Annotated in this window: 19 protein-coding genes and 1 pseudogene; 13 read left to right on the top strand and 7 right to left on the bottom strand. The window is 60.7% G+C overall.

Features of this window, described 5'->3' with window-relative positions; all coding sequences use genetic code 11:
* The first annotated feature begins 104 nt into the window (after positions 1–104).
* The gene (locus tag LOY36_RS27800) at positions 105–1,250 is read left to right on the top strand and encodes an MFS transporter (RefSeq protein WP_019650101.1); all 1,146 of its coding nucleotides are present in this window, start codon (positions 105–107) and stop codon (positions 1,248–1,250) included.
* Between the two features lie 167 nt (positions 1,251–1,417).
* Here LOY36_RS27800 and LOY36_RS27795 read toward each other — a convergent pair whose 3' ends face one another.
* A complete protein-coding gene (locus LOY36_RS27795; RefSeq protein ID WP_258671619.1) occupies positions 1,418–2,989 on the bottom strand; it encodes a phospholipase D family protein in 1,572 nt (523 codons plus the stop codon).
* A gap of 58 nt (positions 2,990–3,047) precedes the next feature.
* Positions 3,048–4,469 (bottom strand): PLP-dependent aminotransferase family protein, encoded by a 1,422-nt coding sequence (locus LOY36_RS27790; protein WP_019650103.1) that lies wholly within the window; start codon positions 4,467–4,469, stop codon positions 3,048–3,050.
* A gap of 179 nt (positions 4,470–4,648) precedes the next feature.
* On the opposite strand from LOY36_RS27790, the gene LOY36_RS27785 reads away from it, so the two are divergent.
* Positions 4,649–4,894, top strand: coding sequence for a DUF1127 domain-containing protein (locus LOY36_RS27785; RefSeq protein WP_007934625.1), 246 nt, complete (start codon positions 4,649–4,651; stop codon positions 4,892–4,894).
* A gap of 51 nt (positions 4,895–4,945) precedes the next feature.
* Here LOY36_RS27785 and LOY36_RS27780 read toward each other — a convergent pair whose 3' ends face one another.
* Positions 4,946–6,259 (bottom strand): FAD-binding oxidoreductase, encoded by a 1,314-nt coding sequence (locus LOY36_RS27780; protein ID WP_258671617.1) that lies wholly within the window; start codon positions 6,257–6,259, stop codon positions 4,946–4,948.
* Positions 6,260–6,406: 147 nt separating this feature from the next.
* Between LOY36_RS27780 and LOY36_RS27775 the strand changes: the two genes are divergently transcribed.
* Complete coding sequence (locus LOY36_RS27775; RefSeq protein ID WP_258671614.1) at positions 6,407–6,760, top strand: YkgJ family cysteine cluster protein; 354 nt, start codon at positions 6,407–6,409, stop codon at positions 6,758–6,760.
* A 93-nt stretch (positions 6,761–6,853) separates the two neighbouring features.
* Here the strand turns inward: LOY36_RS27775 and LOY36_RS27770 are convergent, their stop codons facing one another.
* The gene (locus LOY36_RS27770; RefSeq protein WP_003177284.1) at positions 6,854–7,342 is read right to left on the bottom strand and encodes an Lrp/AsnC ligand binding domain-containing protein; all 489 of its coding nucleotides are present in this window, start codon (positions 7,340–7,342) and stop codon (positions 6,854–6,856) included.
* Between the two features lie 156 nt (positions 7,343–7,498).
* Here LOY36_RS27770 and dadA point away from each other — a divergent pair, with 156 nt between their 5' ends.
* From dadA to LOY36_RS27740, 6 genes and pseudogenes are all read left to right on the top strand, one after another.
* On the top strand, positions 7,499–8,803 hold the full coding sequence (gene dadA / locus LOY36_RS27765) for a D-amino acid dehydrogenase (RefSeq protein WP_026331818.1): 1,305 nt from the start codon (positions 7,499–7,501) through the stop codon (positions 8,801–8,803).
* Entirely contained in the window at positions 8,775–9,128 is a 354-nt protein-coding gene (locus LOY36_RS27760; RefSeq protein ID WP_258671613.1) for a RidA family protein, read from the top strand. The genes dadA and LOY36_RS27760 overlap by 29 nt, the downstream gene beginning before the upstream one ends.
* Before the next feature lie 111 nt (positions 9,129–9,239).
* Positions 9,240–10,313, top strand: coding sequence for an alanine racemase (gene alr, locus LOY36_RS27755; RefSeq protein WP_258671612.1), 1,074 nt, complete (start codon positions 9,240–9,242; stop codon positions 10,311–10,313).
* A gap of 128 nt (positions 10,314–10,441) precedes the next feature.
* The gene (locus tag LOY36_RS27750) at positions 10,442–10,990 is read left to right on the top strand and encodes a cupin domain-containing protein (RefSeq protein WP_018927504.1); all 549 of its coding nucleotides are present in this window, start codon (positions 10,442–10,444) and stop codon (positions 10,988–10,990) included.
* Between the two features lie 170 nt (positions 10,991–11,160).
* Positions 11,161–11,589, top strand: a complete 429-nt coding sequence (locus LOY36_RS27745; RefSeq protein WP_081625748.1) for a cytochrome c5 family protein — start codon at positions 11,161–11,163, stop codon at positions 11,587–11,589.
* Between the two features lie 129 nt (positions 11,590–11,718).
* Positions 11,719–13,642: pseudogene (locus LOY36_RS27740) on the top strand (acetyl-CoA hydrolase/transferase C-terminal domain-containing protein).
* 140 nt (positions 13,643–13,782) lie between these two features.
* Here the strand turns inward: LOY36_RS27740 and LOY36_RS27735 are convergent.
* Together LOY36_RS27735 and rep are read right to left on the bottom strand one after the other, a co-directional pair.
* Positions 13,783–14,355, bottom strand: a complete 573-nt coding sequence (locus LOY36_RS27735) for a xanthine phosphoribosyltransferase (RefSeq protein WP_019650108.1) — start codon at positions 14,353–14,355, stop codon at positions 13,783–13,785.
* Between the two features lie 57 nt (positions 14,356–14,412).
* Complete coding sequence (gene rep / locus LOY36_RS27730; protein ID WP_018927510.1) at positions 14,413–16,422, bottom strand: DNA helicase Rep; 2,010 nt, start codon at positions 16,420–16,422, stop codon at positions 14,413–14,415.
* A gap of 262 nt (positions 16,423–16,684) precedes the next feature.
* On the opposite strand from rep, the gene LOY36_RS27725 reads away from it, so the two are divergent.
* On the top strand, positions 16,685–18,355 hold the full coding sequence (locus LOY36_RS27725; protein ID WP_258671611.1) for a bifunctional diguanylate cyclase/phosphodiesterase: 1,671 nt from the start codon (positions 16,685–16,687) through the stop codon (positions 18,353–18,355).
* Positions 18,356–18,438: 83 nt separating this feature from the next.
* On the opposite strand, the gene LOY36_RS27720 is transcribed toward LOY36_RS27725, so the two are convergent.
* A complete protein-coding gene (locus LOY36_RS27720) occupies positions 18,439–19,836 on the bottom strand; it encodes a NorM family multidrug efflux MATE transporter (protein WP_258671610.1) in 1,398 nt (465 codons plus the stop codon).
* Between the two features lie 157 nt (positions 19,837–19,993).
* On the opposite strand from LOY36_RS27720, the gene LOY36_RS27715 reads away from it, so the two are divergent.
* From LOY36_RS27715 to LOY36_RS27705, 3 genes are all read left to right on the top strand, one after another.
* The gene (locus LOY36_RS27715) at positions 19,994–20,914 is read left to right on the top strand and encodes a LysR substrate-binding domain-containing protein (RefSeq protein ID WP_019580487.1); all 921 of its coding nucleotides are present in this window, start codon (positions 19,994–19,996) and stop codon (positions 20,912–20,914) included.
* A gap of 184 nt (positions 20,915–21,098) precedes the next feature.
* Positions 21,099–23,075, top strand: a complete 1,977-nt coding sequence (locus tag LOY36_RS27710) for a methyl-accepting chemotaxis protein (protein ID WP_258671609.1) — start codon at positions 21,099–21,101, stop codon at positions 23,073–23,075.
* Between the two features lie 182 nt (positions 23,076–23,257).
* Complete coding sequence (locus tag LOY36_RS27705) at positions 23,258–24,472, top strand: aldose 1-epimerase family protein (protein ID WP_028939141.1); 1,215 nt, start codon at positions 23,258–23,260, stop codon at positions 24,470–24,472.
* Positions 24,473–24,474 lie beyond the last annotated feature (2 nt).

The following is a 24,474-nucleotide window of genomic DNA, read 5'->3' as shown; positions in this document are numbered from 1 at the left end:
CGACCCAACGGGGCGATGCGGCGTTCCGACAAGCCCCCTCGCCACCAAGCCCCGCTCCCACACTGTTTTGTGCTGTACATAAAATATCCACAGGAGCGTGGAACATGCGTTGGGCGACTTATTTCGCCGTCTTGGCGTCTGTCTTGAGTGTCGGCCTGGCCTTGGGCGTCAGCATGCCGTTAGTGTCGCTGCGCCTGGAAGGCTGGGGTTACGGCTCGTTCGCGATTGGCGTGATGGCGGCGATGCCGGCCATTGGCGTGTTGCTGGGGGCGAAGATCTCCAGCCATCTCGCGGCCCGTCTTGGCACGGCCAATCTGATGCGCCTGTGCCTGTGGGCCGGGGCGGTGTCCATCGGTTTGCTGGCGCTGTGGCCGAGCTACCCGATCTGGCTGGTGCTGCGGTTGATGATCGGGGTGATCCTGACACTCGTCTTCATCCTTGGTGAAAGCTGGATCAACCAACTGGTGGTCGAGCAATGGCGCGGCCGATTGGTAGCGCTGTATGGCAGCAGTTATGCGCTGAGTCAGCTGGCCGGGCCGCTACTGTTGGGTGCGTTGGGCACCGAGCACGATTACGGTTTCTGGGTGGGCGTCGGTTTGCTGATGACGTCACCGTTCCTGCTGCTGGGCCGTAGCGGCGCACCTACCAGCGAAGCCTGCAGCGTGACCCTCAACGACTTGCTGAACTTCTGCCGTGGCCTGCCGGCAATTGCCTGGGCGGTGTCGCTGTTTGCTGCGTTCGAAGCGATGATCCTGACCTTGTTGCCGGTCTACTGCCTGCGTCAGGGCTTCACCACGGAAATCGCCCTGGCGATGGTCAGCACGGTGGTGGTGGGGGATGCCTTGTTGCAGTTGCCGATTGGCGCGCTGGCTGATCGCTTGTCGCGGCGTACATTGTTTACCGGCTGCGCGATGCTCTTGCTGCTGTCGAGCCTGGCGATTCCATTGTTGATCGATACGTTGCTGATCTGGCCGCTGTGGGTGTTGTTCGGCGCCAGCGCCGGTGGTCTGTTCACCTTGTCGTTGATCCTGATCGGTGAGCGTTACCGCGACGATGCGCTGGTGCGAGCCAATGCCCATATCGCGCAGCTGTGGGGGATCGGTTGCCTGATCGGGCCGTTGGCGGCCGGTGCCGGGAGCCAGTGGATCAGCGGGCATGCCTTGCCGTTGCTGATGGCGGCGGGCGCGTTGGGGTTGGTGATTCTGGTATCGCGGCAAGGGGCGTTTGGAGTGGTTGCCGAGCCGGCCTGAGCGCTGCACAAAACCTGTGACGAGGGAGCTTGCTCCCGCTGGGGCGCGCAGCGGCCCTAAATCATGTGCTGTCGCTTACTCAGGTAGAGCGTGGACGTCGATTTGCGACTGCTGCGCAGCCGAGCGGGAGCAAGCTCCCTCGCCACAATTTATCACCAGACTCCTGACTACAGCATTTTCTCCAGGCCAATCGTACTGCTGAACCACGAATTGAAATGCCGCCACCAGCTCCCCGGTTCCTTGGTCAATGTGTGCTGCTTGCCGTCGTCTTCTGTGACCCAGACTATCTGACCCTTTTCCAGTCGCGCGTGATAGCTGAGGGCCGGGGCCATACCCTCCAGCGCCAGTTCGCGCACACGCCCGGCAAGTTCCGGGTTGTCCACCAGCACACCGACTTCGGTGTTCCAGAGCACCGAGCGCGGGTCGAAATTGAATGAGCCGATGAAGGCTTTTTGTCGGTCGAAGATCATGGCCTTGCTGTGCAGGCTGGAATCGGAGCTTTGGTTGGATGATCCTCTGTGAAACAGGCTCGGTCCGCTGCCGCCGTTGTCCCCGGGCTGGCGGCGTAATTCGAACAGCTGCACGCCATGCTCCAGCAAGGCTTTGCGATAAGGCGCATACCCACCATGCACGGCGGGAACATCGGTGGCTTCCAGTGAGTTGGTCAGCAAACTGACCGACACCCCGGCATCGGCGCGACCGGTCAGGTACACCAGTCCTGGTTGGCCGGGTACGACGTAGGCCGAGATCATGATCAGCTCTTTGCTGACCCCGTTGAGTTCAGGCGCCAACTGGGTGGTCAGCAGCAAGTGCGGATCAGGTTCTCCGTCGGACAACACCTTGCTCGGTGCGTCCCATAGCGCCTGGTTCCAGGCCCAGATCAGCTCCCGCCGCCAGACGTCCAGGCGCGGGTGAGTGGTGTAGGTCATCAACTGCAGATAGAGCGCGTGATTCTGTTTGCGCGTTTCTTCCAGGGATTCGTCCAGGCGGGTCCGGGTATTTCTCAGGTCCCTGGCGCTCGGCCTGCTTGAGAGAAACTGCTCGATCGGCTTGCTCAGGGCGCTGTTCCAGTATTGATCGAAGCTGTGTCCCAACTGCTCTGCAACCGGGCCGACACTGAGCATGTCGATGTCGGTGAAATTCAGTTTGGTCTCTGCATCGAAATACTCATCCCCCAGGTTGCGCCCGCCCACGATTGCCGCGCTGTTGTCCGCCACCCACAGTTTGTTGTGCATGCGCCGGTGTTGCAGTGACACGTTGAATAACCGGCCCATGGTTCGCGTGACGCCAGTGCTGCGGCCCAGGTGCAGTGGGTTGAACACGCGGATCTGAATCTGCGGATGCGCGGCAAGAGTTGCGATGATCCGGTCCAGGCCATCGCTGGTGGTGTCGTCGAGCAGAATCCGCACCCGCACGCCGCGGTCGGCGGCTTTGAGCAGCTCACTGATCAGTATCCGTGTGCTGATGCCGTCATGGACGATGTAGTACTGCAAGTCGAGGCTGCTTTGGGCATTTCGAATCAGCTCGGCGCGAGCGGTGAAGGCCTCGGTGCTATCGGACAGCAAGCGGAAGCCCGACTGACCCTGGTGGGGAGCGGCCTGGGCCTGGATCGAACGGCCGAAAGCAGAGTCGGCCGCCGGCAGGGCCTGGCTCGGTTCGCGAGGGACGTGGAGCGTCGTGCAGCCACCCAGGAACGAGGCGAGTAACAGCAGAGCAAGCAGGGGCTGTCTGATTCTCACGTGGAATGTTCCGGTGGCGGCCGTCGTTAGCATATCGACGCCGGATCCCGAAGAAAGGTCAGTCGGATTGCGCCAGCAGTTTGATCGCCGCCACGCCGACCTTGCGCACCGCTTCTTCGATCTGCGGTGTTGGCTTGGCAGCGTAGTTCATCCGCAGGCAATTACGGTATTTGCCCGAGGCGGAAAAGATACTGCCCACGGCAATCTGTACGCCTTGATCATGCAGTGCACGATTGAGTTTCAGGGTGTCGAAGCCCTCCGGCAGCTCAACCCACAGCATGAAGCTGCCTTGCGGACGGCTGGCGCGGGTGCCGGCCGGGAAATAACGGGTGACCCAATCGATCATTGCGTCGCGATTGCGCTGGTATTGCATGCGCATCCGCCGTAAATGCGGTTCGAAGTGCCCAGCCTTGAGAAATTCGGCGATCGCAATCTGTGGTTGCGTCGCGGTGGAGCCGGTGCTGATGTACTTCATGTGCAGCACCCGTTCCAGATACCGGCCCGGCGCGACCCAGCCAATGCGCAGGCCCGGTGCCAGGGTCTTGGAAAAGGAACTGCAGAGCAGGACGCGGCCGTCTTCGTCGAAGGATTTGATCGTGCGCGGGCGGGGGTAGGTGTAGGCCAGTTCGCCATACACATCGTCCTCGATAATCGCCACATCGAAACGCTGTGCGAGGTTCAACAGCGCACGTTTGCGCGACTCCGGCATGATGTAGCCCAGCGGGTTGTTGCAGTTGGGGGTTATCTGTATGGCCTTGATCGGCCATTGCTCCAAGGCCAGTTCCAAAGCATCGAGGCTGATGCCGGTGAGCGGGTCGGTGGGGATTTCCAGCGCCTTCATGCCCAGGCCCTTGAGGGTCTGCATGGCGCCGTGAAAGCTTGGCGAATCCACTGCGACGATGTCACCCGGTCCGCAGATGGCGCGGATGCTGGTCGACAGCGCTTCGTGGCAACCGGTAGTGATCACCAGATCGTTGGCGCTCAATTGGCAGCCGGAATCGAGCATCAGGCGGGCGATTTGTTCGCGCAGTTCGAGGGTGCCGCAGATGTTGTCGTAGTACAGGCCTCGCATGTCCTGCTGGCGGCTGATACGTGCCAGGTTGCGTAGCAGCGGTTTCATGGTCGGCGAGGTGATGTCTGGCATACCGCGGCCCAACTGCACGACATCCTTGCGCGGCACGGCGCGGATCAGTTCCAGCACCTGATCCCACTGTGAAATATCCACCGGTCGTTGGGCTGGGCGGCCGACCACGGGTAGCTCTGGCAGTTCGCGGCTCACCGGTACGAAATAGCCGGATTTGGGTTTGGGCATCGCCAGGCCTACGTCTTCCAGCACTCGATAGGCCTGTTGCACCGTGCTCAGGCTGACCCCGTGCTCGACACTCAGCGCCCGCACCGAGGGTAGCCGGTCACCGGGGCGATAGAAGCCCTGTTCGATACGTGTGCCGAGCAACTCGGCGAGGTTGACGTAAAGGGTCATGGTGCAGTCTCGATGTGGGTGATTCGGTTAACCAATACAGATGGGGCAAAAATAAGCGATTCAGAGGCCGAAACAGAAAAACTGTATGGAATTAATACTGCTCTGTTGAATCTGTAATGCTTTTTGCCGTCCGCGCATCATGAAAGCTCTGGCTACCCAAGTAAACAGGAGCGACGAAAATGAACGGCTTGAGCGATGTGCGGCTGACGTTACACAGTCAGGAACTGGCGGCAGGGCAACAGAACGGCGCGCGCGAGGCAATTATGCGCAACGCACCGTCCTGCCTGGGTCGCTGGGGTCTGTTCTGGCATCGTCTGCACACGCGTAAGGCGTTGTTGGAGCTGACGCCGGAGCAACTCAAGGATGTCGGGTTGAGTCGGGAGCAGGCGCGGGAGGAGGGGCTTAAACCTTTCTGGCGTCTGTGAGATGAACCGCGACCCCTTGCAGGAGCAGCCTTCGGCAGCTCCTGCAAGGGGTCAGGCCAGTTCTTTAAGGCGATGCCAAAGCATCCCCAACGCCAACAACGGCGAGCGCAAATGTTTGCCGCCTGGAAAGGTAATGTGCGGCACCTTGGCAAACAGATCGAAACCCCCACTCTGCTGGCCGCTGATGGCCTCAGCCAACAACTGGCCTGCCAGGTGCGTGGCGTTTACGCCATGACCGGAATAGGCCTGGGCGTAATACACATTCGGTTGCTCCTTGAGCCGGCCGATCTGCGGCAGGCGATTAGCCCCGATGCCGATCATCCCGCCCCACTGATAGTCGATTTTCACCCCGGCCAGTTGCGGGAACACCGCCAGCATCTTCGGACGCATGTATGCGGCGATGTCGTTCGGATCGCGTCCTGAATAATGGCAGGCGCCGCCGAACAGCAGGCGGCGGTCCGCCGAGAGTCGGTAATAATCCAGCGCTACCCGTTGATCGCAGACCGCCATGTTCTGCGGCAGCAGCGCGTGAGCCTGCTCTTCACTCAAGGGTTCGGTGGCGATGATGTAACTGCCGGCGGGCAGCACCTTGCCGCCAAGTTGCGGGTTGAGATCGTTGAGGTAGGCGTTGCAGCCCAGCACCAGGGTCTTGGCGCGGACCGAGCCCCGGGCGGTGTGGACCTTGACCTCGCGGCCATAATCGATGCGGGTTACAGCCGATTGCTCAAACAGTTTGGCGCCCAATTGCCGGGCTGCGGCCGCTTCGCCCAGTGCCAGGTTCAGTGGGTGCAGATGCCCGGAGCCCATGTCGATCAAACCACCGACATAGCGATCGGAACCCACCACGCTGTGCATTTCGTTGGCTTGCAGCAGACGGGTTTCGTAACGGTAACCGAGGCTGCGCAGCTCGCTGGCGTCTTCAGCGAAGCCTTCCAGGTCATGGACCTTGTTGGCGAGGTCGCAGTAGCCCCAGGTCAGGTCGCAAGGGATCTGGAAACGCTCGACTCGCTGGCGGACGATTTCCACCGCTTCCAGTCCCATCAGTTTCATCTGACGCACGCCGTCTGCACCGATCACGTTGGCGAACTGATCGAGGCCATGGCCGACGCCGCGAATCAATTGCCCACCATTGCGTCCGCTGGCGCCCCAACCGATCTTGTGCGCTTCCAGCAGCACCACGCGCAAGCCTCGTTCAGCCAGTTCCAGCGCGGTGTTCAGCCCCGAGAACCCGCCGCCCACCACGCACACGTCCGCGACCAGCTCACCTGTGAGTGTTGGAAGGTCGGGTTGCGGCAGGCTGCTGGCGGCGTAATAAGAGGCGACGTGCCGGTGGTTAGGGGCAGGTTGCTGAACGGGGGCGTTCATGGACGTCATCCTGATGCGTGTGTTTGAAAAAGTTGACGGAGCATAAGCCGCCCCTTCGGATACGGGCAACATTGGTCGGTTGGTGCTGTCTGGGTCGGGGCTTTTGCGTCAGAATCCCCATCTATTCCGCATTCGGTCACCGCTTCGATGAGCTGCAACAGTCAGAAAATTCGCACGCTACGCCAGCAGATTCCCACTTTCGAGTGCGTGCCCGGCTGCCATGACTGCTGCGGACCGGTGACCACCTCGCCCGAAGAAATGTCCCGCCTGCCGCGCAAGACCCGGGCCGAGCAGGACGCGGCGATGGACGAACTCAATTGCGTCCATCTGGGGCCCAACGGCTGCACGGTGTATGACGAGCGCCCATTGATCTGCCGTCTGTTCGGTACCACCAAGACATTGCCATGCCCCAACGGACGGCGGCCGGTGGAGCTGATTCACCCGCGGGTCGAGAAGCAGGTGTTCGAGTACATGTCCTCAAACCGGCAGGTCCTGGTTTAGGTGTTGCCAGATAAAAGATCGCAGCCTTCGGCAGCTCCTACAGAGGAGCGCGTACACCCGTAGGAGCTGCCGAAGGCTGCGATCTTTTGATCTTCAATCCGGAATCGGCAGACTCAAACTCTCTTTCACTTCTTCCATCACGATATAGCTCTTGGATTCGCGCACATGCGGCAACTTGAGCAGGATGTCGCCCAGCAATTTGCGGTACGAGGCCATCTCGGAAATCCGCGCTTTCACCAGGTAATCGAAGTCCCCTGACACCAAATGGCATTCAAGGACGTGGGGCAGTTTCAGCACCGCACGTCGGAACTCTTCGAAAGTATCGCCGGATTTGTAGTCGAGACTGATCTCGACGAACACCAACAGACTACCCTTCAGGTGCTGCGGATTCAGCCGGGCGTTGTAGCCCATGATGATCCCTTCGCGCTCCAGGCGCCGTACCCGTTCAGTGCAGGGGGTGGTGGAGAGGCCGACCTTTTCCCCCAGCTCGGTGAAGGAGATACGCCCGTCCGCTTGCAGAATCCGCAGGATGTTGCGGTCGATCTTGTCCAGCTCACGTTTGGTCTGAGTGTTGGTCCGCATAGGGGATGCGCCTCCGTGAAAAGGGTTTTTGCCGAGAATTGTCGCCAAATATAAGCACTTATATAGTGAAAAGCACTGGCTAATCTTTTTTAAACTGCCCACATCTTCGGTCTGCACAATAAACGTCAGCGGTAAGCCGCGATGAGGGATATGAAAATGCGCGTTCTGGTCTTGGGTAGCGGCGTCATCGGTACCGCCAGTGCCTATTATCTGGCACGAGCCGGCTTTGAAGTGACGGTTGTGGACCGTCAGCCAGCGCCGGCCATGGAAACCAGTTTCGCCAACGCCGGGCAGGTTTCGCCGGGTTATGCCTCGCCGTGGGCCGCACCGGGCGTGCCGCTCAAAGCCATCAAGTGGCTGTTGCAGCGCCATGCGCCATTGGCGATCAAGGCCACCGCCGACATCGACCAATACCTGTGGATGGCGCAGATGCTGCGCAACTGCACCGCCAGCCGTTACGCGGTGAACAAGGAGCGCATGGTGCGTCTGTCCGAGTACAGCCGCGACTGCCTCGACGAATTGCGCGCCGAAACCGGCATTGCCTACGAAGGCCGTAGCCTGGGGACTACCCAGCTGTTCCGCACCCAGGCGCAGCTCGATGGTGCCGCCAAAGACATCGCCGTGCTGAAAGAGTCGGGTGTGCCGTTCGAACTGCTCGACCGCGCCGGTATTGCCCGGGTCGAACCGGCCCTGGCCAGCGTCACCGACATCCTCGCCGGTGCCTTGCGCCTGCCGAACGACCAGACCGGCGACTGCCAGATATTCACCACCCGCCTGGCCGAAATGGCCGTGAAACTGGGTGTGGAGTTCCGTTTCGGCCAGGACATTCAGCGTCTCGACTTCGCCGGTGATCGCATCAACGGTGTGTGGATCGACGGCAAGCTGGAAACCGCCGACCGTTACGTGCTGGCCCTCGGCAGTTACTCGCCGCAGTTGCTCAAGCCGCTGGGCATCAAGGCCCCGGTGTACCCACTCAAGGGTTACTCGCTGACCGTGCCGATCACTAACCCGGCGATGGCCCCGACGTCGACCATTCTCGACGAGACCTACAAGGTCGCGATCACCCGCTTCGACAACCGCATCCGCGTCGGCGGCATGGCTGAAATCGCCGGTTTTGACCTGTCGTTGAACCCGCGCCGGCGCGAAACCCTGGAGATGATCGTCAACGACCTTTATCCTCAGGGCGGCAATCTGCCCGAAGCGAGTTTCTGGACCGGACTGCGTCCGACCACTCCGGACGGCACGCCGATTGTCGGTGCCACACCGTTCAAAAACCTGTTCTTGAATACGGGCCACGGTACGCTCGGCTGGACCATGGCTTGTGGTTCCGGTCGTTTGCTGGCTGACCTGATGGCCAAGAGAACGCCGCAGATCAGCGCCGAAGGCCTCGATATTTCTCGTTATGGCAACAAACTCAAGGAGCCTGCAAAACATGTCAATCCAGCGCCAGCTCACCAATGAGCGCATGAGCCAGATCGTTGTCCATAACGGTACTGTGTATCTGGCAGGACAGGTCGGCGACGACATGGACGCCGGGATTGAACAGCAGACCCGTGAAGCCCTCGCCAATATTGAGCGTTTGCTGGATCTGGCCGGGACGGACAAGAACCGTCTGCTGTCGGTGACCATTTACCTGAAAGACATCGACGCGCACTTCGCAGGCATGAATTCGGTGTGGGACCAGTGGCTGCCAAAAGGCGTCGCGCCGGCCCGTGCCACGGTCGAATCGAAGCTGTGCGAACCGCAAATCCTGGTCGAGCTGTCGGTCGTTGCCGCGCTGCCATAAACGCTTTGCCATAAATCAAGTCACAAAGATCCCTCTCCCGGCGCTGTTGGTGGTTAACGCTGTCAGCCAGCGCCGGTTTTTTTCCCAATGACCGCCTAGAAGTCTGCCGCCATGCGTCCTGCCCGTGCCCTGATCGACCTTCAAGCCCTGCGTCACAACTACCGGATTGCCCGTGAAGTCACGGGTGCCCGTGCCCTCGCGGTGATCAAGGCAGATGCCTATGGCCATGGCGCGGTGCGTTGCGCTCAGGCGCTGGAAGCCGAGGCGGACGGCTTTGCCGTGGCGTGTATCGAAGAGGCCCTGGAGCTGCGCGCCGCCGGTATTCGTGCGCCGGTGTTGCTGCTGGAAGGTTTTTTCGAAGCCGATGAGTTGGCGCTGATCGTCGAGCATGACTTCTGGTGTGTGGTGCATTCGTTGTGGCAACTCGAAGCCATCGAAAAAGCCACGCTGAGCAAACCGATCACGGTGTGGCTCAAGCTCGACTCCGGCATGCATCGGGTTGGCCTGCATCCAGCGGATTACCAGGCAGCCTATCAACGGCTGCTGGCCAGCGGCCAAGTGGCGAAGATCGTGTTGATGAGTCACTTCGCCCGCGCCGATGAACTGCACTGCCACGCCAGCGTCGATCAGGTCGCGGTATTCGAAGCGGCGCGTAAGGGGTTGGCGGCCGAAATCAGCCTGCGTAACTCGCCGGCGGTGCTTGGTTGGCCGCAGATTCCGAGCGATTGGGTGCGCCCGGGCATCATGCTCTACGGCGCGACGCCGTTCGAAGAGGCCAATGCCGTGGCGTCTCGCCTGCAACCGGTGATGACTCTGGAATCGAAGGTGATTTGCGTGCGTGAACTGCCGGCCGGCGAGCCGATTGGTTACGGCGCGAAATTCATCACCCCCAAACCGATGCGTGTGGGTGTGGTGGCGATGGGGTATGCCGACGGCTATCCGCGCCAGGCTCCGAGCGGCACGCCGGTGCTGGTGGCCGGGCAGCGCAGTCAATTGCTGGGGCGGGTATCGATGGACATGCTCTGCGTCGACCTGACCGACGTCCCGCAAGCCGGCCTCGGTTCGCCCGTCGAGTTGTGGGGTAAAAATATTCTCGTCAGTGACGTCGCGACGGCCGCCGACACGATTCCTTATCAGATCTTCTGCAACCTGCGTCGGGTTCCGCTGCTCTATTCCGGGGCCTGACCAACAGCGCTCCCGACCGAAAGTCGCTTCGCCAGGCTGGATTCAGGCGCAAGTGTTGTAAATACTGAACGCTGTCGCCATGATAACGCTCAATATTCTTGCAACCTGAATCCCTGGAGGCTCCAGCATTGGACGTCGGTGAACGACTGCAATCGATCCGTAAGCTCAAAGGTCTTTCCCAGCGTGAGCTCGCCAAACGCGCGGGTGTTACCAACAGCACCATATCGATGATCGAGAAGAACAGCGTCAGCCCCTCGATCAGTTCGCTGAGGAAGGTACTGGGCGGGATTCCCATGTCCATGGTCGAGTTCTTTTCCGAAGAAATCCTGCAGGAAAAGCCGACTCAGATCGTCTACAAGGCCCACGAGCTGATCGATATTTCCGATGGCGCAGTGACCATGAAGCTCGTCGGCCGGGCTCACCCGAGCCGCGCGATCGCGTTCCTCAACGAAATCTACCCGCCAGGCGCCGACACCGGTGAGGAGATGCTCACCCACGAGGGCGAGGAAACCGGGATTCTGGTGGAAGGTCGGCTGGAACTGGTGGTAGGGCTCGAAACATTTGTGCTCGAGGCCGGCGACAGCTACTACTTTGAAAGTACCAAGCCGCACCGTTTCCGGAATCCGTTCGATGCCCCGGCGCGACTAATCAGCGCAGCCACTCCAGCGAATTTCTAAGAGACACGGCGTCGTGCCCGGATTGCACAGACGCCCATGCTGTATTCCCGCCTTGTGATAAGACCCCTTCGACTTTGGGGTTGTTTCAGTGTGGCGGGCTTACCGCTATACTTGCGCCCGCCTGCGAACCGTGGCCGCAGGCGTGACTAGCCACCATTGAGGGTGTACGCGTGAACCTAATTATGAAAATGCTGGCCGCACCAGCAACCGTATTGGCCCTTTGGGCAGTCAGCGCACAAGCTGCGACCAACGACGATATCGCTAAACGTCTTGAACCAGTCGGCCAAGTCTGTGTGCAGGGTAAAGAATGCAAGGGGATGGAAGTCGCTGCTTCGGTTGGCGGCGGTGCGTCGAAAACGCCTGACGAAATTATTGCCAAACACTGCAATGCTTGCCATGGCACCGGCCTGTTGGGCGCACCCAAGATCGGTGATGCCGCAGACTGGAAAAAACGTGCCGATAAAGAAGGCGGCACCGCTGCTGGCTTGGCGAAGGTAGCGTTGAGCGGGCTCAATGCGATGCCGCCAAAAGGCACCTGCAGTGACTGCGAACTGAAAGACCTTGAAGGCGCCATCCAGAAGATGTCTGGCCTGAAATAAGCCTGTTTTCAACGAAAAGCCGCTTGCGAGCGGCTTTTTTGTGCCTGCGATTTGCCTGAGGCTATTCTTTGCAGCAAAGACCCGGCAAGCTCGGTCCAACCCAATTCATGGGGTGGGCGGGAGGATCAGATGGTGCAGTTGTGTTCTATCGAGCAGGCGGTCGATGATGTCCTGGCACGATTGCCGGCGCATATCCACATGGGCCTGCCGCTGGGGCTGGGCAAACCCAACCCCTTCGTCAACGCGCTGTATCAACGCATCGCGCAACTGCCCGAGCGGCAGCTGACGGTCTACACCGCCCTGTGCCTTGGACGCCCGCCCTTGGGCGATGGTTTGCAAAAGCGCTTCCTCGAACCCTTTATCGAGCGGGTGTTCGGCGATTACCCTGAACTGGATTTCCTCGCTGACCTGCGTCGCGACAGTCTGCCGAACAACATCCGCATTCATCAGTTCTTCATGCAGCCGGGCAGCCTGTTGAACAGCGCCCCGGCCCAGCAGGATTACGTCAGTAGCAATTACAGCCACGCCGCGCGGGACATCAACGCCGCCGGATTGAACCTGGTGGCGCAACTGGTCGCCAGCCACAGCGAACATCCCGATCGCCTGAGCCTGAGCTGCAACCCGGACATCACCCTCGACCTGTTGCCGATGATCGCCAAGCGCCGGGCGGCGGGGGAGACGATCCTGATGGTGGGCCAGGTGCACAACGACTTGCCGTACATGCCCGGTGACGCGGAAGTCGGCATCGACACCTTCGACCTGCTGATCGACGCCAAGGACAACACAACGTTGTTCTCCACACCGAACATGCCGGTGGGTTGCCAGGATCATTTCATCGGGCTGCACGCCAGCACGCTGGTGCGCGATGGCGGCACCTTGCAGATCGGCATCGGCGCCATGGGCGATGCCCTGACGGCGGCGTTACTGGCGCGGCAGGCGGACAGTGACGGTTACAAGGCGTTGCTGGCGGATCTGAATCTCAGCCAGTGGACGCAGCTGATCGAGCGCGAAGGGGGCATCGAACCGTTCGCCAAGGGCCTTTATGGTTGCAGCGAAATGTTCGTCAACGGCTTGCTGGTGTTGGCCGACGCCGGGATCGTGCGACGCAAGGTCTACCCGGATGTGTCGACCCAGCAGCAGGCCAACGCCGGCACGTTGAACGAAGCCGCGCAAACCGATGGCATCTCGGTACATGGCGGTTTTTTTCCTCGGGCCGCGCAGTTTCTACGAGCGCTTGCGCGAGTTGCCGCAGAGCAAGCGGCTCGAATTCAACATGACCCGCATCAGCTACATCAACGAGCTCTACGGCCAGGAAGAACTCAAACGCTTGCAGCGCCTTGATGCGCGCTTCATCAACACTGTGTTCACCATGACCCTGCTCGGCGCCGGCGTGGCCGATCAACTTGAAGACGGGCGGGTGCTGAGCGGCGTTGGCGGGCAATACAACTTCGTCGCTCAAGGCCATGCGCTGGAAGGCGCGCGTTCGATCCTGCTCCTGCGCAGTTGGCGTGAGTCGGGCGGTGAGGTCAGTTCGAACATCGTCTGGGAGTACGGCCATTGCACGATCCCACGGCATCTGCGGGACATTGTCATCACCGAGTACGGCATCGCCGATCTGCGGGGCAAGACCGACGCGACGGTGATCGAGGCGTTGCTGAACATCTGCGACTCACGCTTCCAGCCGGGGCTGATCGAGCAGGCGCAGAACGCTGGCAAATTGCCGAAGCATTTCCGCCTCGATCCGCGTTTCGCCGACAACAGCCCGCAGCGTTTACAGGCGATTCAGGCGCGGCATTCGAATCTGTTTCCGGAATATCCGTTGGGCTGCGATTTCACGGCGCAGGAGCGGGATTTATTGCGGGCGCTGAACTGGTTGAAGAGCAAGTTCAAGCTCACGGAGATTCTGGAATTGGGCAAGGCGGCGCTGGATGCGCCGGAGCCGGCGGAGTTTTCCGAGCATCTGGAGCGGATGCAGCTGACGAAGCCGGAGGGGTTGAAAGAGGATTTGTTTCAGCGGTTGTTGCTCACTGGCCTGAAAGCTACCGCCGGTTGATCGGGATTTCTCCGGTAATCAGAGATCGCCAAGATCGCAGCCTTCGGCAGCTCCTACAGGGGTTGTGTGCACCTGTGAAATAACGGGGTACTCGGTTCCTGTAGGAGCTGCCGCAGGCTGCGATCTTTGCGTTTGGCTAGTTAGTCAATAAAAGTCACGACACCACCAGCCAGCGACTGCACCCGAGCCAACGATTCAACCCGATAACCCTGAGCATCCAGCTCCGCCCGGCCACCCTGAAACGACTTCTCGATCACGATGCCCAGACCGGCCACGGTCGCGCCGGCCTGTTTGATGATCGAGATCAGCGCTTGCGACGCCTTACCGTTGGCCAGGAAGTCGTCGATGATCAGCACGCGGTCGCTGCTGGTCAGGTGGCGAGGGGAGATCGCCACGGTGCTTTCGGTCTGCTTGGTGAACGAGTAAACGGTCGCCGACAGCAGGTTTTCAGTCAGGGTCAGGGACTGATGCTTGCGCGCGAAAATCACCGGTACGCCGAGGTTCAGGCCGGTCATGATCGCCGGGGCGATACCCGAGGCTTCGATGGTGACGATCTTGGTGATGCCCGAATCCTTGAACAGCGAGGCGAATTCGTCGCCGATCAGCTTCATCAGGGCCGGGTCGATCTGGTGGTTCAGAAAGGCGTCGACTTTCAGGACCTGGTCGGAAAGCACGATGCCTTCTTCGCGAATTTTCTTGTGCAGTGCTTCCATGAAGCTGTCCTCTGTTGGCGTCTGTTGCGCCGAAGGTCTAAATAAATGTGGTCAATTCTAGCGCTTTAGCATTGCGCGTATATCTGCCAATGCGCTGTTGCCACGAACGGCTTTGACTTCGGTCGGGGTGTCGTCGTTACCTTCCCAGGCCAGGTCGTCCGGCGGCAGTTCATCGAGGAAGCGGCTGGGCGCGCAGTCGATGATCTCGCCATATTGCTTACGCTTGGCGGCGAAGGTGAAAGCCAGTGTCTGACGCGCTCGGGTAATCCCGACGTAGGCCAGGCGGCGTTCCTCTTCGATGGTGTCGGCTTCGATGCTGGAGCGATGCGGGAGGATTTCCTCTTCCATGCCCATGATGAACACGTAAGGGAATTCCAGGCCCTTGGAGGCGTGCAAGGTCATCATCTGCACACCTTCGGCGCCGTCTTCCTCTTCCTGCTGACGCTCCAGCATGTCGCGCAGCACGAGTTTGCCGATGGCGTCTTCGACGGTCATCTCGCCGTCTTCGTCTTTTTCCAGCGTGTTCTTCAGCGCCTCGATCAGGAACCAGACGTTACCCATGCGGTAATCGGCGGCCTTGTCACTGGAGCTGTTGGTGCGCAGCCAGTTCTCGTAGTCGATGTCCATGACCATGCTGCGCAGGGCGGAGATCGGGTCTTCGCCGGCGCACTGCTCGCGGACCTTGTCCATGAAACGCTTGAAGCGCGACAGGCGATCGGTGAAGCGGCTGTCCAGGTGTTCGCCCAGGCCGATTTCGTCGGTGGCGGCGTACATCGAGATTTTTCGCTCGGTGGCGTAGTTGCCCAGCTTCTCCAAGGTGGTCGAACCGATCTCCCGGCGTGGGACGTTGATCACCCGCAGGAAGGCGTTGTCGTCGTCCGGGTTCACGATCAGGCGGAAGTAGGCCATCAGGTCCTTCACTTCCTGACGTCCGAAAAAGCTGTTGCCGCCGGACAGTCGGTAAGGCACCTGGTGATGCTGCAGCTTCAGCTCGATCAGCTTGGCCTGGTAGTTGCCGCGATACAGAATCGCGAAATCGCTGTAGGGCCGGTCGGTGCGCAAGTGCAGGCTGAGGATTTCCACGGCCACGCGCTCGGCTTCGGCGTCTTCGTTGCGGCAGCGGATCACGCGGATCTCGTCGCCGTGACCCATTTCACTCCACAGCTGCTTTTCGAATTCGTGCGGGTTGTTCGAAATCAGCACGTTGGCGCAGCGCAGGATGCGGCTGGTGGAGCGGTAGTTCTGCTCCAGCATCACCACTTTCAGGGACGGGTAGTCGTCCTTGAGCAGCATCAGGTTTTCCGGGCGGGCGCCGCGCCAGGCGTAGATCGACTGGTCGTCGTCGCCTACCACGGTGAACTGGTTGCGTTTGCCGATCAGCAGTTTCACCAGCAAATACTGGCTGGCGTTGGTGTCCTGGTATTCGTCCACCAGCAGGTAGCGGACCTTGTTCTGCCATTTTTCCAGGATGTCGTCGTGTTCCTGGAACAGTTTTACCGGCAGCAGGATCAGGTCGTCGAAGTCCACCGCGTTGAACGCCTTGAGCGTGCGCTGGTAGTGGGTGTAGACGATGGCGGCGGTCTGTTCCTTGGGGTTGCGTGCGTTTTCCAGGGCTTCGGGCGGCAGGATCAGGTCGTTTTTCCAGGCGCCGATCATGTTCTTGATCTCGTCGACGCCGTCGTCGCCCGAGTATTCCTTCTGCATGATGTCGGTCATCAGGGCTTTGACGTCGGTCTCGTCGAAGATCGAGAAGCCCGGTTTATAGCCCAGCCGCACATGTTCCTTGCGGATGATGTTCAGGCCCAGGTTGTGAAAGGTGCACACCGTCAGGCCGCGGCCTTCACCGCCCTTGAGCAGCGTGCCGACCCGTTCCTTCATCTCCCGCGCGGCCTTGTTGGTAAAGGTCATGGCGACGATGTACTGGGCACGGATGCCGCAGCTCTGGATCAGATGCGCAATTTTGCGGGTGATCACGCTGGTCTTGCCGGAGCCTGCGCCGGCGAGCACCAAAAGAGGGCCGCCGACGTAGCTCACGGCTTCTTGCTGCCGGGGATTGAGTCGGGACATACGAAATCAGGGAGTCGTTAGCGAAATGGGCCGGCATTTTAACAGGCTCAGAGAATTGTGCTGCTCTCTCCGACTTGTGACGCAACACGCGATCTCTATTTGCCGGTTTTGATACTTTCACGCAGGATGCGCAATGAATTCGCGTCTAATGTACGTATTCAAGACTCGAAGTCGTGTTTGATAACCGATGATATTGGGTCATTGGTTACCCGAGCGGCATAATGCGCGCCGCCTACATCTTTGCAGAGTCTAGGGAGCTAGCTTGTCTACGCCTGTCGAACCCTTGCGTTTGCTGCTACTGGCCCAAGAGCCAGCGTGGGCAGCGTTGTTGCGCGAGTGTCTGGCTCCAATGGGGAGTTCGGCAGTGCTGCTCAGCGCGCCGAGCTGGGAGTCGGTCAGCAACCTGTTCGATGACAACCGCAGCGCGGTGTTGTTGACGATTCCTGCTCTGCAGCCGGCACCCGGCCGTTGCAGCCTGCCGACGGTGTTGCTGCTCGAACACGAGCCGCTGGCGCCGCCCGACGGTGTGAGCGACTGGCTGGTGCGCAATCTGCTGGATTCCGGCATGTTGCGCCGCTGTCTGCGTCATGTGCGTGAGCGCGGGGTGCTGGAAAACACCTTGCAGCGCCTGGCCGAGCAGGATCCGCTGACTGGCATCGCCAACCGTCAGGGTTTCCAGACTTTGCTGGCGGCGCGTCTGGCGGACAACGACGGCCGCGGCCTGGCCCTCGGTCACCTTGACCTCGACAACTTTCGACACGCCAACGACGCCCTCGGCCATCAGGCAGGTGATCGGTTGATCCTGCAAGTGGTCTCGCGGCTGAAAAGCCAGCTGGAGGCCGGCGATCAACTGGCGCGGCTGGGTAGCGATGAGTTCGCCCTGCTGATCGACACCCGCCGCGCGCCGCAGCGCGCTGAATGGATGGCCGAACGGATTACCGAAGCCTTGTCCGAACCCTACTGGATCGACGGCGAAAGCCTGTTGATCGGTTCCAGTCTCGGCATTGCTCACGCCCGGGCGCAGGCCGGCGCCGACCCGCTGATGTGGCATGCGCACATCGCCATGCAGCAGGCCAAGAGTACTCAAGGCTGCACCTTCCACATCTTCAACGAGCGGATCAATCGCAATGCCCGCAGCATCGCCGACCTTGAAAGCGAGCTGCGTCGGGCCTTACGTCGCGATGAGCTGGAGTTGCATTACCAGCCACGCCTGAACCTTGCGGACGGCCAGATCGTCGGCCTCGAAGCCTTGGTGCGCTGGCGTCATGGCGAACGCGGTTTGCTGCCCCCCAGCGAATTCGTGCCACTGGCCGAGCAAAGCGGCTTGATCGTGCCGCTGGGTTACTGGGTGATTTCCCGAGCCCTGCGGGACATGCAGGCGTTGCGTGAGCGGGGCCTGCCGGCGCTGCACATGGCGATCAACCTGTCGTTCCGGCAGTTTCAGGACAGCCAGTTACTGTCGACCCTGAGCCGGCTGATTGCCGAGCGTGGCGTCGAGGCGCAATGGCTGGAATTCGAACTGACCGAAACCGCGGTGATGCGTCGCAGTGACCTGGTCAAGCAGACCATGGACGCCCTCGGGCGGCTCGGTGTGCGCTTCTCGCTGGACGATTTCGGCACCGGGTTCTCATCGTTCGTGCACCTGAACAGCCTGCCGATCGCCTTGTTGAAGGTCGACAAGAGCTTTGTCGGCGGCATGGAAGAGCGGGAAGAGAATCGCAAACTGGTGCACGCCATGATCAACCTGGCGCACAACCTCAACCTCGAAGTGGTTGCCGAAGGGGTGGAAACACCGGAGCAGCTGGATTTGTTGCGCGGGTTTGGGTGCGATCAGGTGCAGGGGTATCTGATCAGCAAGCCGTTGCCGTTGGCGGAATTGGTTGAGTATTTAACCTTCGGCTCCAGCCAGCAGGTTGTGGTTGAGGCCATTTAAAAGATCGCAGCCTTCGGCAGCTCCTACACAGCGCGGTTGTGCGCGGTCCTGTAGGAGCTGCCGAAGGCTGCGATCTTTTGATCTTAATCCGGCTGAATCACCCGAAAGCTGTCTTGCGCTGAAGGCTCGCGCCGAATCATCCGCGTCATCTTCCACTCAAACGCCAGCGTCAGGCTCACCGCCGAACACGCCAGCCCCAGCGCCAACCCCCACCAGACGCCCGTCGGCCCCCAGTTCAGATGGAAGGCCATCCACCACGCGGCCGGCGCACCAATCAGCCAATAGCAGCCCAAACCCACCAGGAACGTGGTCTTGGCATCCTTGAGTCCGCGAATGCAGCCCATGGCAATGGTTTGCGTGCCGTCGAACAGCTCGAACCACGCCGCCACCGCCAACAAGCTCACGGCCAGTTCGATGACCGGGCGAAAGGCTGGGTCGTTGTGGTCAAGGAACAAGCCGATCAACTGATTCGGCAGTAGCCAGAAGACCATCGCAAACCCCAGCATCGACACCGCCCCGAAGGCGATGCCGACCCGTCCGGCTAGCCGCGCATCCAGCAATTGCCCGGCGCCGTAATGCTGGCCGATGCGCATGGTGATCGCGTAGGAAAGCCCCGCCGGCACCATGAACGCCACCGAGACGATTTGCAGGGCGATCTGGTGCGCCGCCAGTTGCGTGCTGCCCATGGTGCCCATGCACAGCGCGGCGAAGGCAAACAGGCCGACTTCCACCGCATAGGTGCCGCCAATCGGCAGGCCCAGGCGCCACAACTCCTTCAAGTACTGACGATTGGGCCGCGACAGGCCCTGGCGCAACGGATAAGCGTCATAGGCCGGGTGCCGACGAATGTGCAGCGCGAGCGCCAGCGCCATGAGGTTGGCCACGATCGCTGTGACCAGACCGATGCCCATCAGGCCCATTTTCGGCAGGCCGAACATGCCGGTGATCAACGCGTAGTTGAGCAGGAAGTTGGCCACGGTGCCGCCGAGGCTGATGACCATCACCGGCGTCGCCCGGCCGATGGCGCTGGTGAAGCCGCGCAGTGCCATGAAACTCAGGTAGCCGGGCAGGGCGAACGGCAGGATCAACAGGAACTGGCCGGCGGCCTGGACGTTGGTTGCGGTCTGGCCGAACAGCAGCAACACCGGTTTGAGGTTCCACAGCAGCAGGCCCGCCACCAGCGCCATCAACCAGGCCAGCCACAAACCGGCCTGGGTCAGCCGCGCTGCGCCGATGATGTCGCCCGCGCCCTGACGGATCGCCACCAGGGTGCCGACCGCCGCGATCACGCCGATGCAGAAGATCGACACGAACGAATACGTCGCCGCGCCCAGACCGCCGCCGGCCAGCGCCTCGGGACTAAGGCGCGCCATCATCAAGGTGTCGGTGAGGACCATCAACATGTGCGCCAACTGCGAGGCAATCAACGGCCCCGCCAGCCGTAGGATGGCCCAGAGTTCAATACGCGCTGGATGCTGCATGATCATCACGCTCGATTGTCAGAGAAAACAGGAAGCGTCGATTCTCGGCGCTCTGCGGGGTTTCCACAAAGGGATAAAAAGGATGGGTGGCATGATTAAAACTCATGCTCGGGACTTTCTGATAAGTTGAGGCAACCGCGCTATAGGAGGTTTCCCAATGTCTCGTCGTCTCCCTCCCTTGTATGCCCTTCGAGCATTCGAAGCGGCGGCGCGGCATAGTTCGTTTACCCGCGCCGCCGAAGAGTTGTCGATCACACAAAGTGCGGTCAGCCGGCACATTCGTACGCTCGAAGAGCATTTCGCCTGTCGGCTGTTTCATCGCAGCGGGCGCAACCTGCAACTGACCGAGTCGGCGCGGCTGATCCTGCCGGGCATTCGCGAAGGCTTCACCGCCCTTGAACGGGCCTGCAACACCTTGCGCGCCGAAGACGACATCCTGCGCATGAAAGCCCCGTCGACCCTGACCATGCGCTGGCTGTTGGCGCGGCTCAGCCGTTTTCGCCACCTGCGACCGGGGAACGAGGTGCAATTGACCAGTGCCTGGATGGACGTCGATACGGTGGACTTCAACCACGAACCCTTCGACTGCGCCGTCATCCTCAGCAACGGGCATTTTCCACCGGACTGGGAGACGACTTTGCTGTTCCCCGAAGAGTTGATTCCGGTGGGCGCGCCGAATCTGCTGAAGGATCAACCGTGGGACGTTGCGCGCCTGGCCAGCACCGAACTGCTGCACCCGACGCCGGACCGCCGTGACTGGCGCAACTGGCTGGAGCGCATGGGCCTGAGCGATCAGGTCTCGCTCAAGGGCGGGCAGGTGTTCGACACCCTGGAGTTGGGCATGATCGCTGCCGCCCGTGGCTACGGCGTGTCCATGGGTGATTTGCTGATGGTCGCGGAGGATGTCGCGCAGGGACGTCTGAGTTTGCCGTGGCCGACGGCCGTTGCCAGTGGTGAGAATTATTACCTGGTCTGGCCGAAAACCCGTCCCGGAGGTGAACGTTTGCGTAGGCTCAGCGATTTCCTGCAAGGCGAAGTCCGGGCCATGGAATTGCCGGATGTCGAACGACTGGGCTGAATCGATGGAGCCGCTGCAATGGCGGCCTTGAGCCATATCCCCGTTAATCACTCAAGTATTCGGCTTTGCCGCCGAAAATCTGCTGATGGAACCTTCGTACCAGGCTCCACGTTTTCCCACTATCAGAAATTTTGCCGAGTGCGACGGGATCAGGATGATCCGGCCCACTGGGTCAGGAGCTGTCATGTCTCAACCTCGTGCTCGGATTGCCTCACAGCTGGGTCTTGCGCTTGCCGTGATACTGGCGATTGTCATCAGCGGCAGCACCGTGTTTGCCCTGCGCTCGCTGGACGCTGCCAACCTCGCCACCCGCGAAGAGCACCTGGCCAGCGAGGCGCGGCTGCTGGCAGATCAGCTGAGCACGTTCCACGGCACGTTGCGTGAGAGTACCCAGCGCCTCAGCGGCCTGTTCGAGAAGCGCTTCAGCGCCGGTTTGAGCGTGCACCCGGATGAGCCGGTGGCCGTGGCGGGCGTGCAGACCCCGGGCCTGCACCTGGGCGGCGAAGTGTTGAACAACAACTTCAAGGAAGTGGACGAGTTCAAGCAAATGACCGCCGGCGTCGCGACACTGTTCGTGCGCAGTGGCGAAGATTTCATTCGGGTCAGCACGTCCCTGAGCAAACAGGACGGCACCCGGGCCATCGGCACATTGCTGGATCACGCTCACCCGGCTTATGCGCGCTTGATGGCCGGGCAGAGCTACGTCGGCCGCGCCTTGCTCTTCGAACGGTCCTACATGACTCAGTACACCCCCGTACGCGACAGCGGCGGTAAGGTGATTGCCGTGCTGTTCGTGGGATTCGATTACACCGACGCCCAGAACGCCCAGTTCGAAAACCTCAAGCGCTTCCGCATCGGCCAGACCGGCTCCCTGGCGCTGCTCGACGAGCAGAACAAATGGCTGGTGCCGATCGCCGGTGTGCAAGCATTGGACGTGGCCGTCCCGGCCATCGTCGGTCTGGCCAAGACACCGGGCAAGGGCGATTTCTGGAGCGACAAGTCGCAAGACTTCTACAGCATTGCCGTACCGTTCGAAGGCGGGCCGTGGTCGGTGGTGGCGAGCATGCCGAAAGCGGAAATCCGCGCGGTGACCTGGAGCGTCGGCATTCGTCTGGCCATCGGCAGCCTGTTGGCGATGTTGCTGGCGGTGGGTTCGGCGGTCTGGTTGTTGCGCAGTAAACTGGCGCCGCTGGGGGATCTGGTGCGTCAGGCCGAAGCCTTGGGCGCCGGTGATTTGAGCGTGCGCCTGAATGTGTCGAGCAACGACGAAATCGGTCAGTTGGCCCGCGCTTTCAACCAGATGAGCCAGGCTTTGTCGACCATGGTCGAGCACATTCGTAGAGCCTCGGAAGAGGTCAACAGCCGCGCCCAAGCGTTGTCTGGCTTGTCCGGTGGTGCCTATGAAGGGATGGAGCAGCAGTCCGGCGAAATCACCAGCATGGCCGGCGCCGTGGAAGAGTTCAGCGCCACCTCGTTGAACATTGCCGACAACATGGGCAACACCCAGCGCCTGGCGCAGGAAAATGCACAGCAAACCCAGATCGGTCGTACGTCGATGGACGAAGCGTCCTCGTCTCTGGAACAAATCGCCGGTGCGCTGAACAGCACCGCGACGGTAATCAACACCTTGGGTCAGCGCTCCCAGGAAATCGGTGGCATCGTCGGGGTGATCACCGCGATCGCCGAGCAAACCAATTTGTTGGCGCTCAACGCTGCCATCGAAGCCGCCCGTGCCGGTGAACAAGGTCGTGGGTTTGCGGTGGTGGCCGATGAGGTGCGTAACCTGGCCTCACGTACTCGCCAGGCCACTGACGAAATTTCCGGGATGATCCAGAGTATCCAGCAGGAAACCGGCAACGCGATCAGCACCATGGAGCAGGGTAACGTGCTGATGCAGGAAGGCCTGTCGCGCAACGCCAACGTCGCCTCAGCCCTGGCGCGGATCGATGAGCAAAGCCGCTCGGCCGGTCAGCAGTTCGCCGCCATCACCACCGCGACCCAGGAACAAAGCAGCACCGCGACCTTGCTCAGCAGCAACCTGCAAAGCATCGCCCTGGCGAACAGTGAGCAGCGGGAAGTGGTGTCGAACCTGGCGGTGACTGCCAAAGAGCTGGAGAAGCTCGCGGCGGACTTGCGGCATGAGGTTGATCGGTTTCGTTGAGGCGCTGCCCAAATCGCCATCGCGAGTAGGCTCGCGATGGCATCAACTCGATTCTCCGCGTTACCCACAAGCCCCTTATCGACGATCATTTGGCATTTGCCATCGTGATCTCGATTTTTATGCTTGCTGAAACGTTTCTTCAAGTTTATAAAAATGGCACAACTCCAATAAAGGCTGCTGCCATGACCCCGCTCAAACTCTTCGTTGCCCTCAGCGCACTGTCCGCTGCTTCCCACGCCATGGCCTGGGATTACGTCCTGCTCGATACCGACAAAGCCGCCCAGAACTGGCAGATCACCAGCCAGCAACTCGGCGTAAAAACCGCCAAACCCTTCTCCGTGACCCTGCGCACCTTGCACGGCGGTCGGCAGGAGGGTGTCAGCATCGTCGACATCGATAACGGCACGATGAAACTCTCGGTGGTGCCGACTCGCGGTATGAACGTGCTGCAAGCTTCGGTCGGCAATGTGCGCATGGGCTGGGATTCGCCGGTCAAGGAAGTGGTCAACCCGTCCTTCATCGAACTCAACGGTCGCGGTGGCCTGGGCTGGCTGGAAGGTTTCAATGAGCTGGTCACCCGCTGCGGCTACGAATGGGTCGGCCATCCCGGCATGGACAATGGCGAGCTGCTGACCCTGCACGGTCGCGCCGCTAACATCCCGGCCAACAAAGTCACCCTGCACATTGATGAAAAACCGCCATACGCCATCAGCCTGCGCGGTGAACTGAAAGAGCAGGCATTCAAGAAAGTCGATTTCTCCGTCGCAACCGAACTGGTTACCGAGCCCGGCAGCGTCGTGTTCGCCCTCAACGACACCCTGACCAACAACGGTGATTATCCGAAGGAATACCAGGCGCTGTATCACAGCAACTTCAGCACACCGTTCCTGGAGCAGGGCGCCCGCTTCGCCGCGCCGGTGAAGCAGGTCTCACCGTTCAACGACAAAGCCAAGGGCGATCTGCCGGATTGGCAAACCTACCGCGCACCGACCAAGGACTACGACGAGACGGTTTACAACGTGGTGCCATATGCCGATGCCAAGGGCGATACGTTGACCGTGCTGCATAACAAGGCCGGCAGCCTGGGTGTCTCGGTCGGCTTCAATACTCAAACACTGCCGGTGTTCTCCCTGTGGAAAAACACCGATACCCAGGGCCAGGGCTATGTCACGGGGCTGGAGCCGGGAACGAGCTTTTCCTATAACCGCCGGTATCAGCGGCCACTGAACCTGGTGCCGACAATTGCGCCGAAGGAACAGAAGCAGTTCCGTATCAGCTACAGCTTGTTGGCGGATAAGGCGGCTGTGGATAAGGCGTTGAAGCGGGTGAGCGAGATTCAGGGTGGTCGGGAGACTGAAGTGCGGCAGACGCCGTTGGTTGATCTGACCAAGGGGTGACA

Origin of the sequence: Pseudomonas sp. B21-019, from assembly GCF_024749225.1 — a bacterium.
In the GTDB taxonomy this organism is placed as follows: Bacteria; Pseudomonadota; Gammaproteobacteria; order Pseudomonadales; family Pseudomonadaceae; genus Aquipseudomonas.
This window is presented reverse-complemented; position numbering and strand designations above follow the sequence as displayed.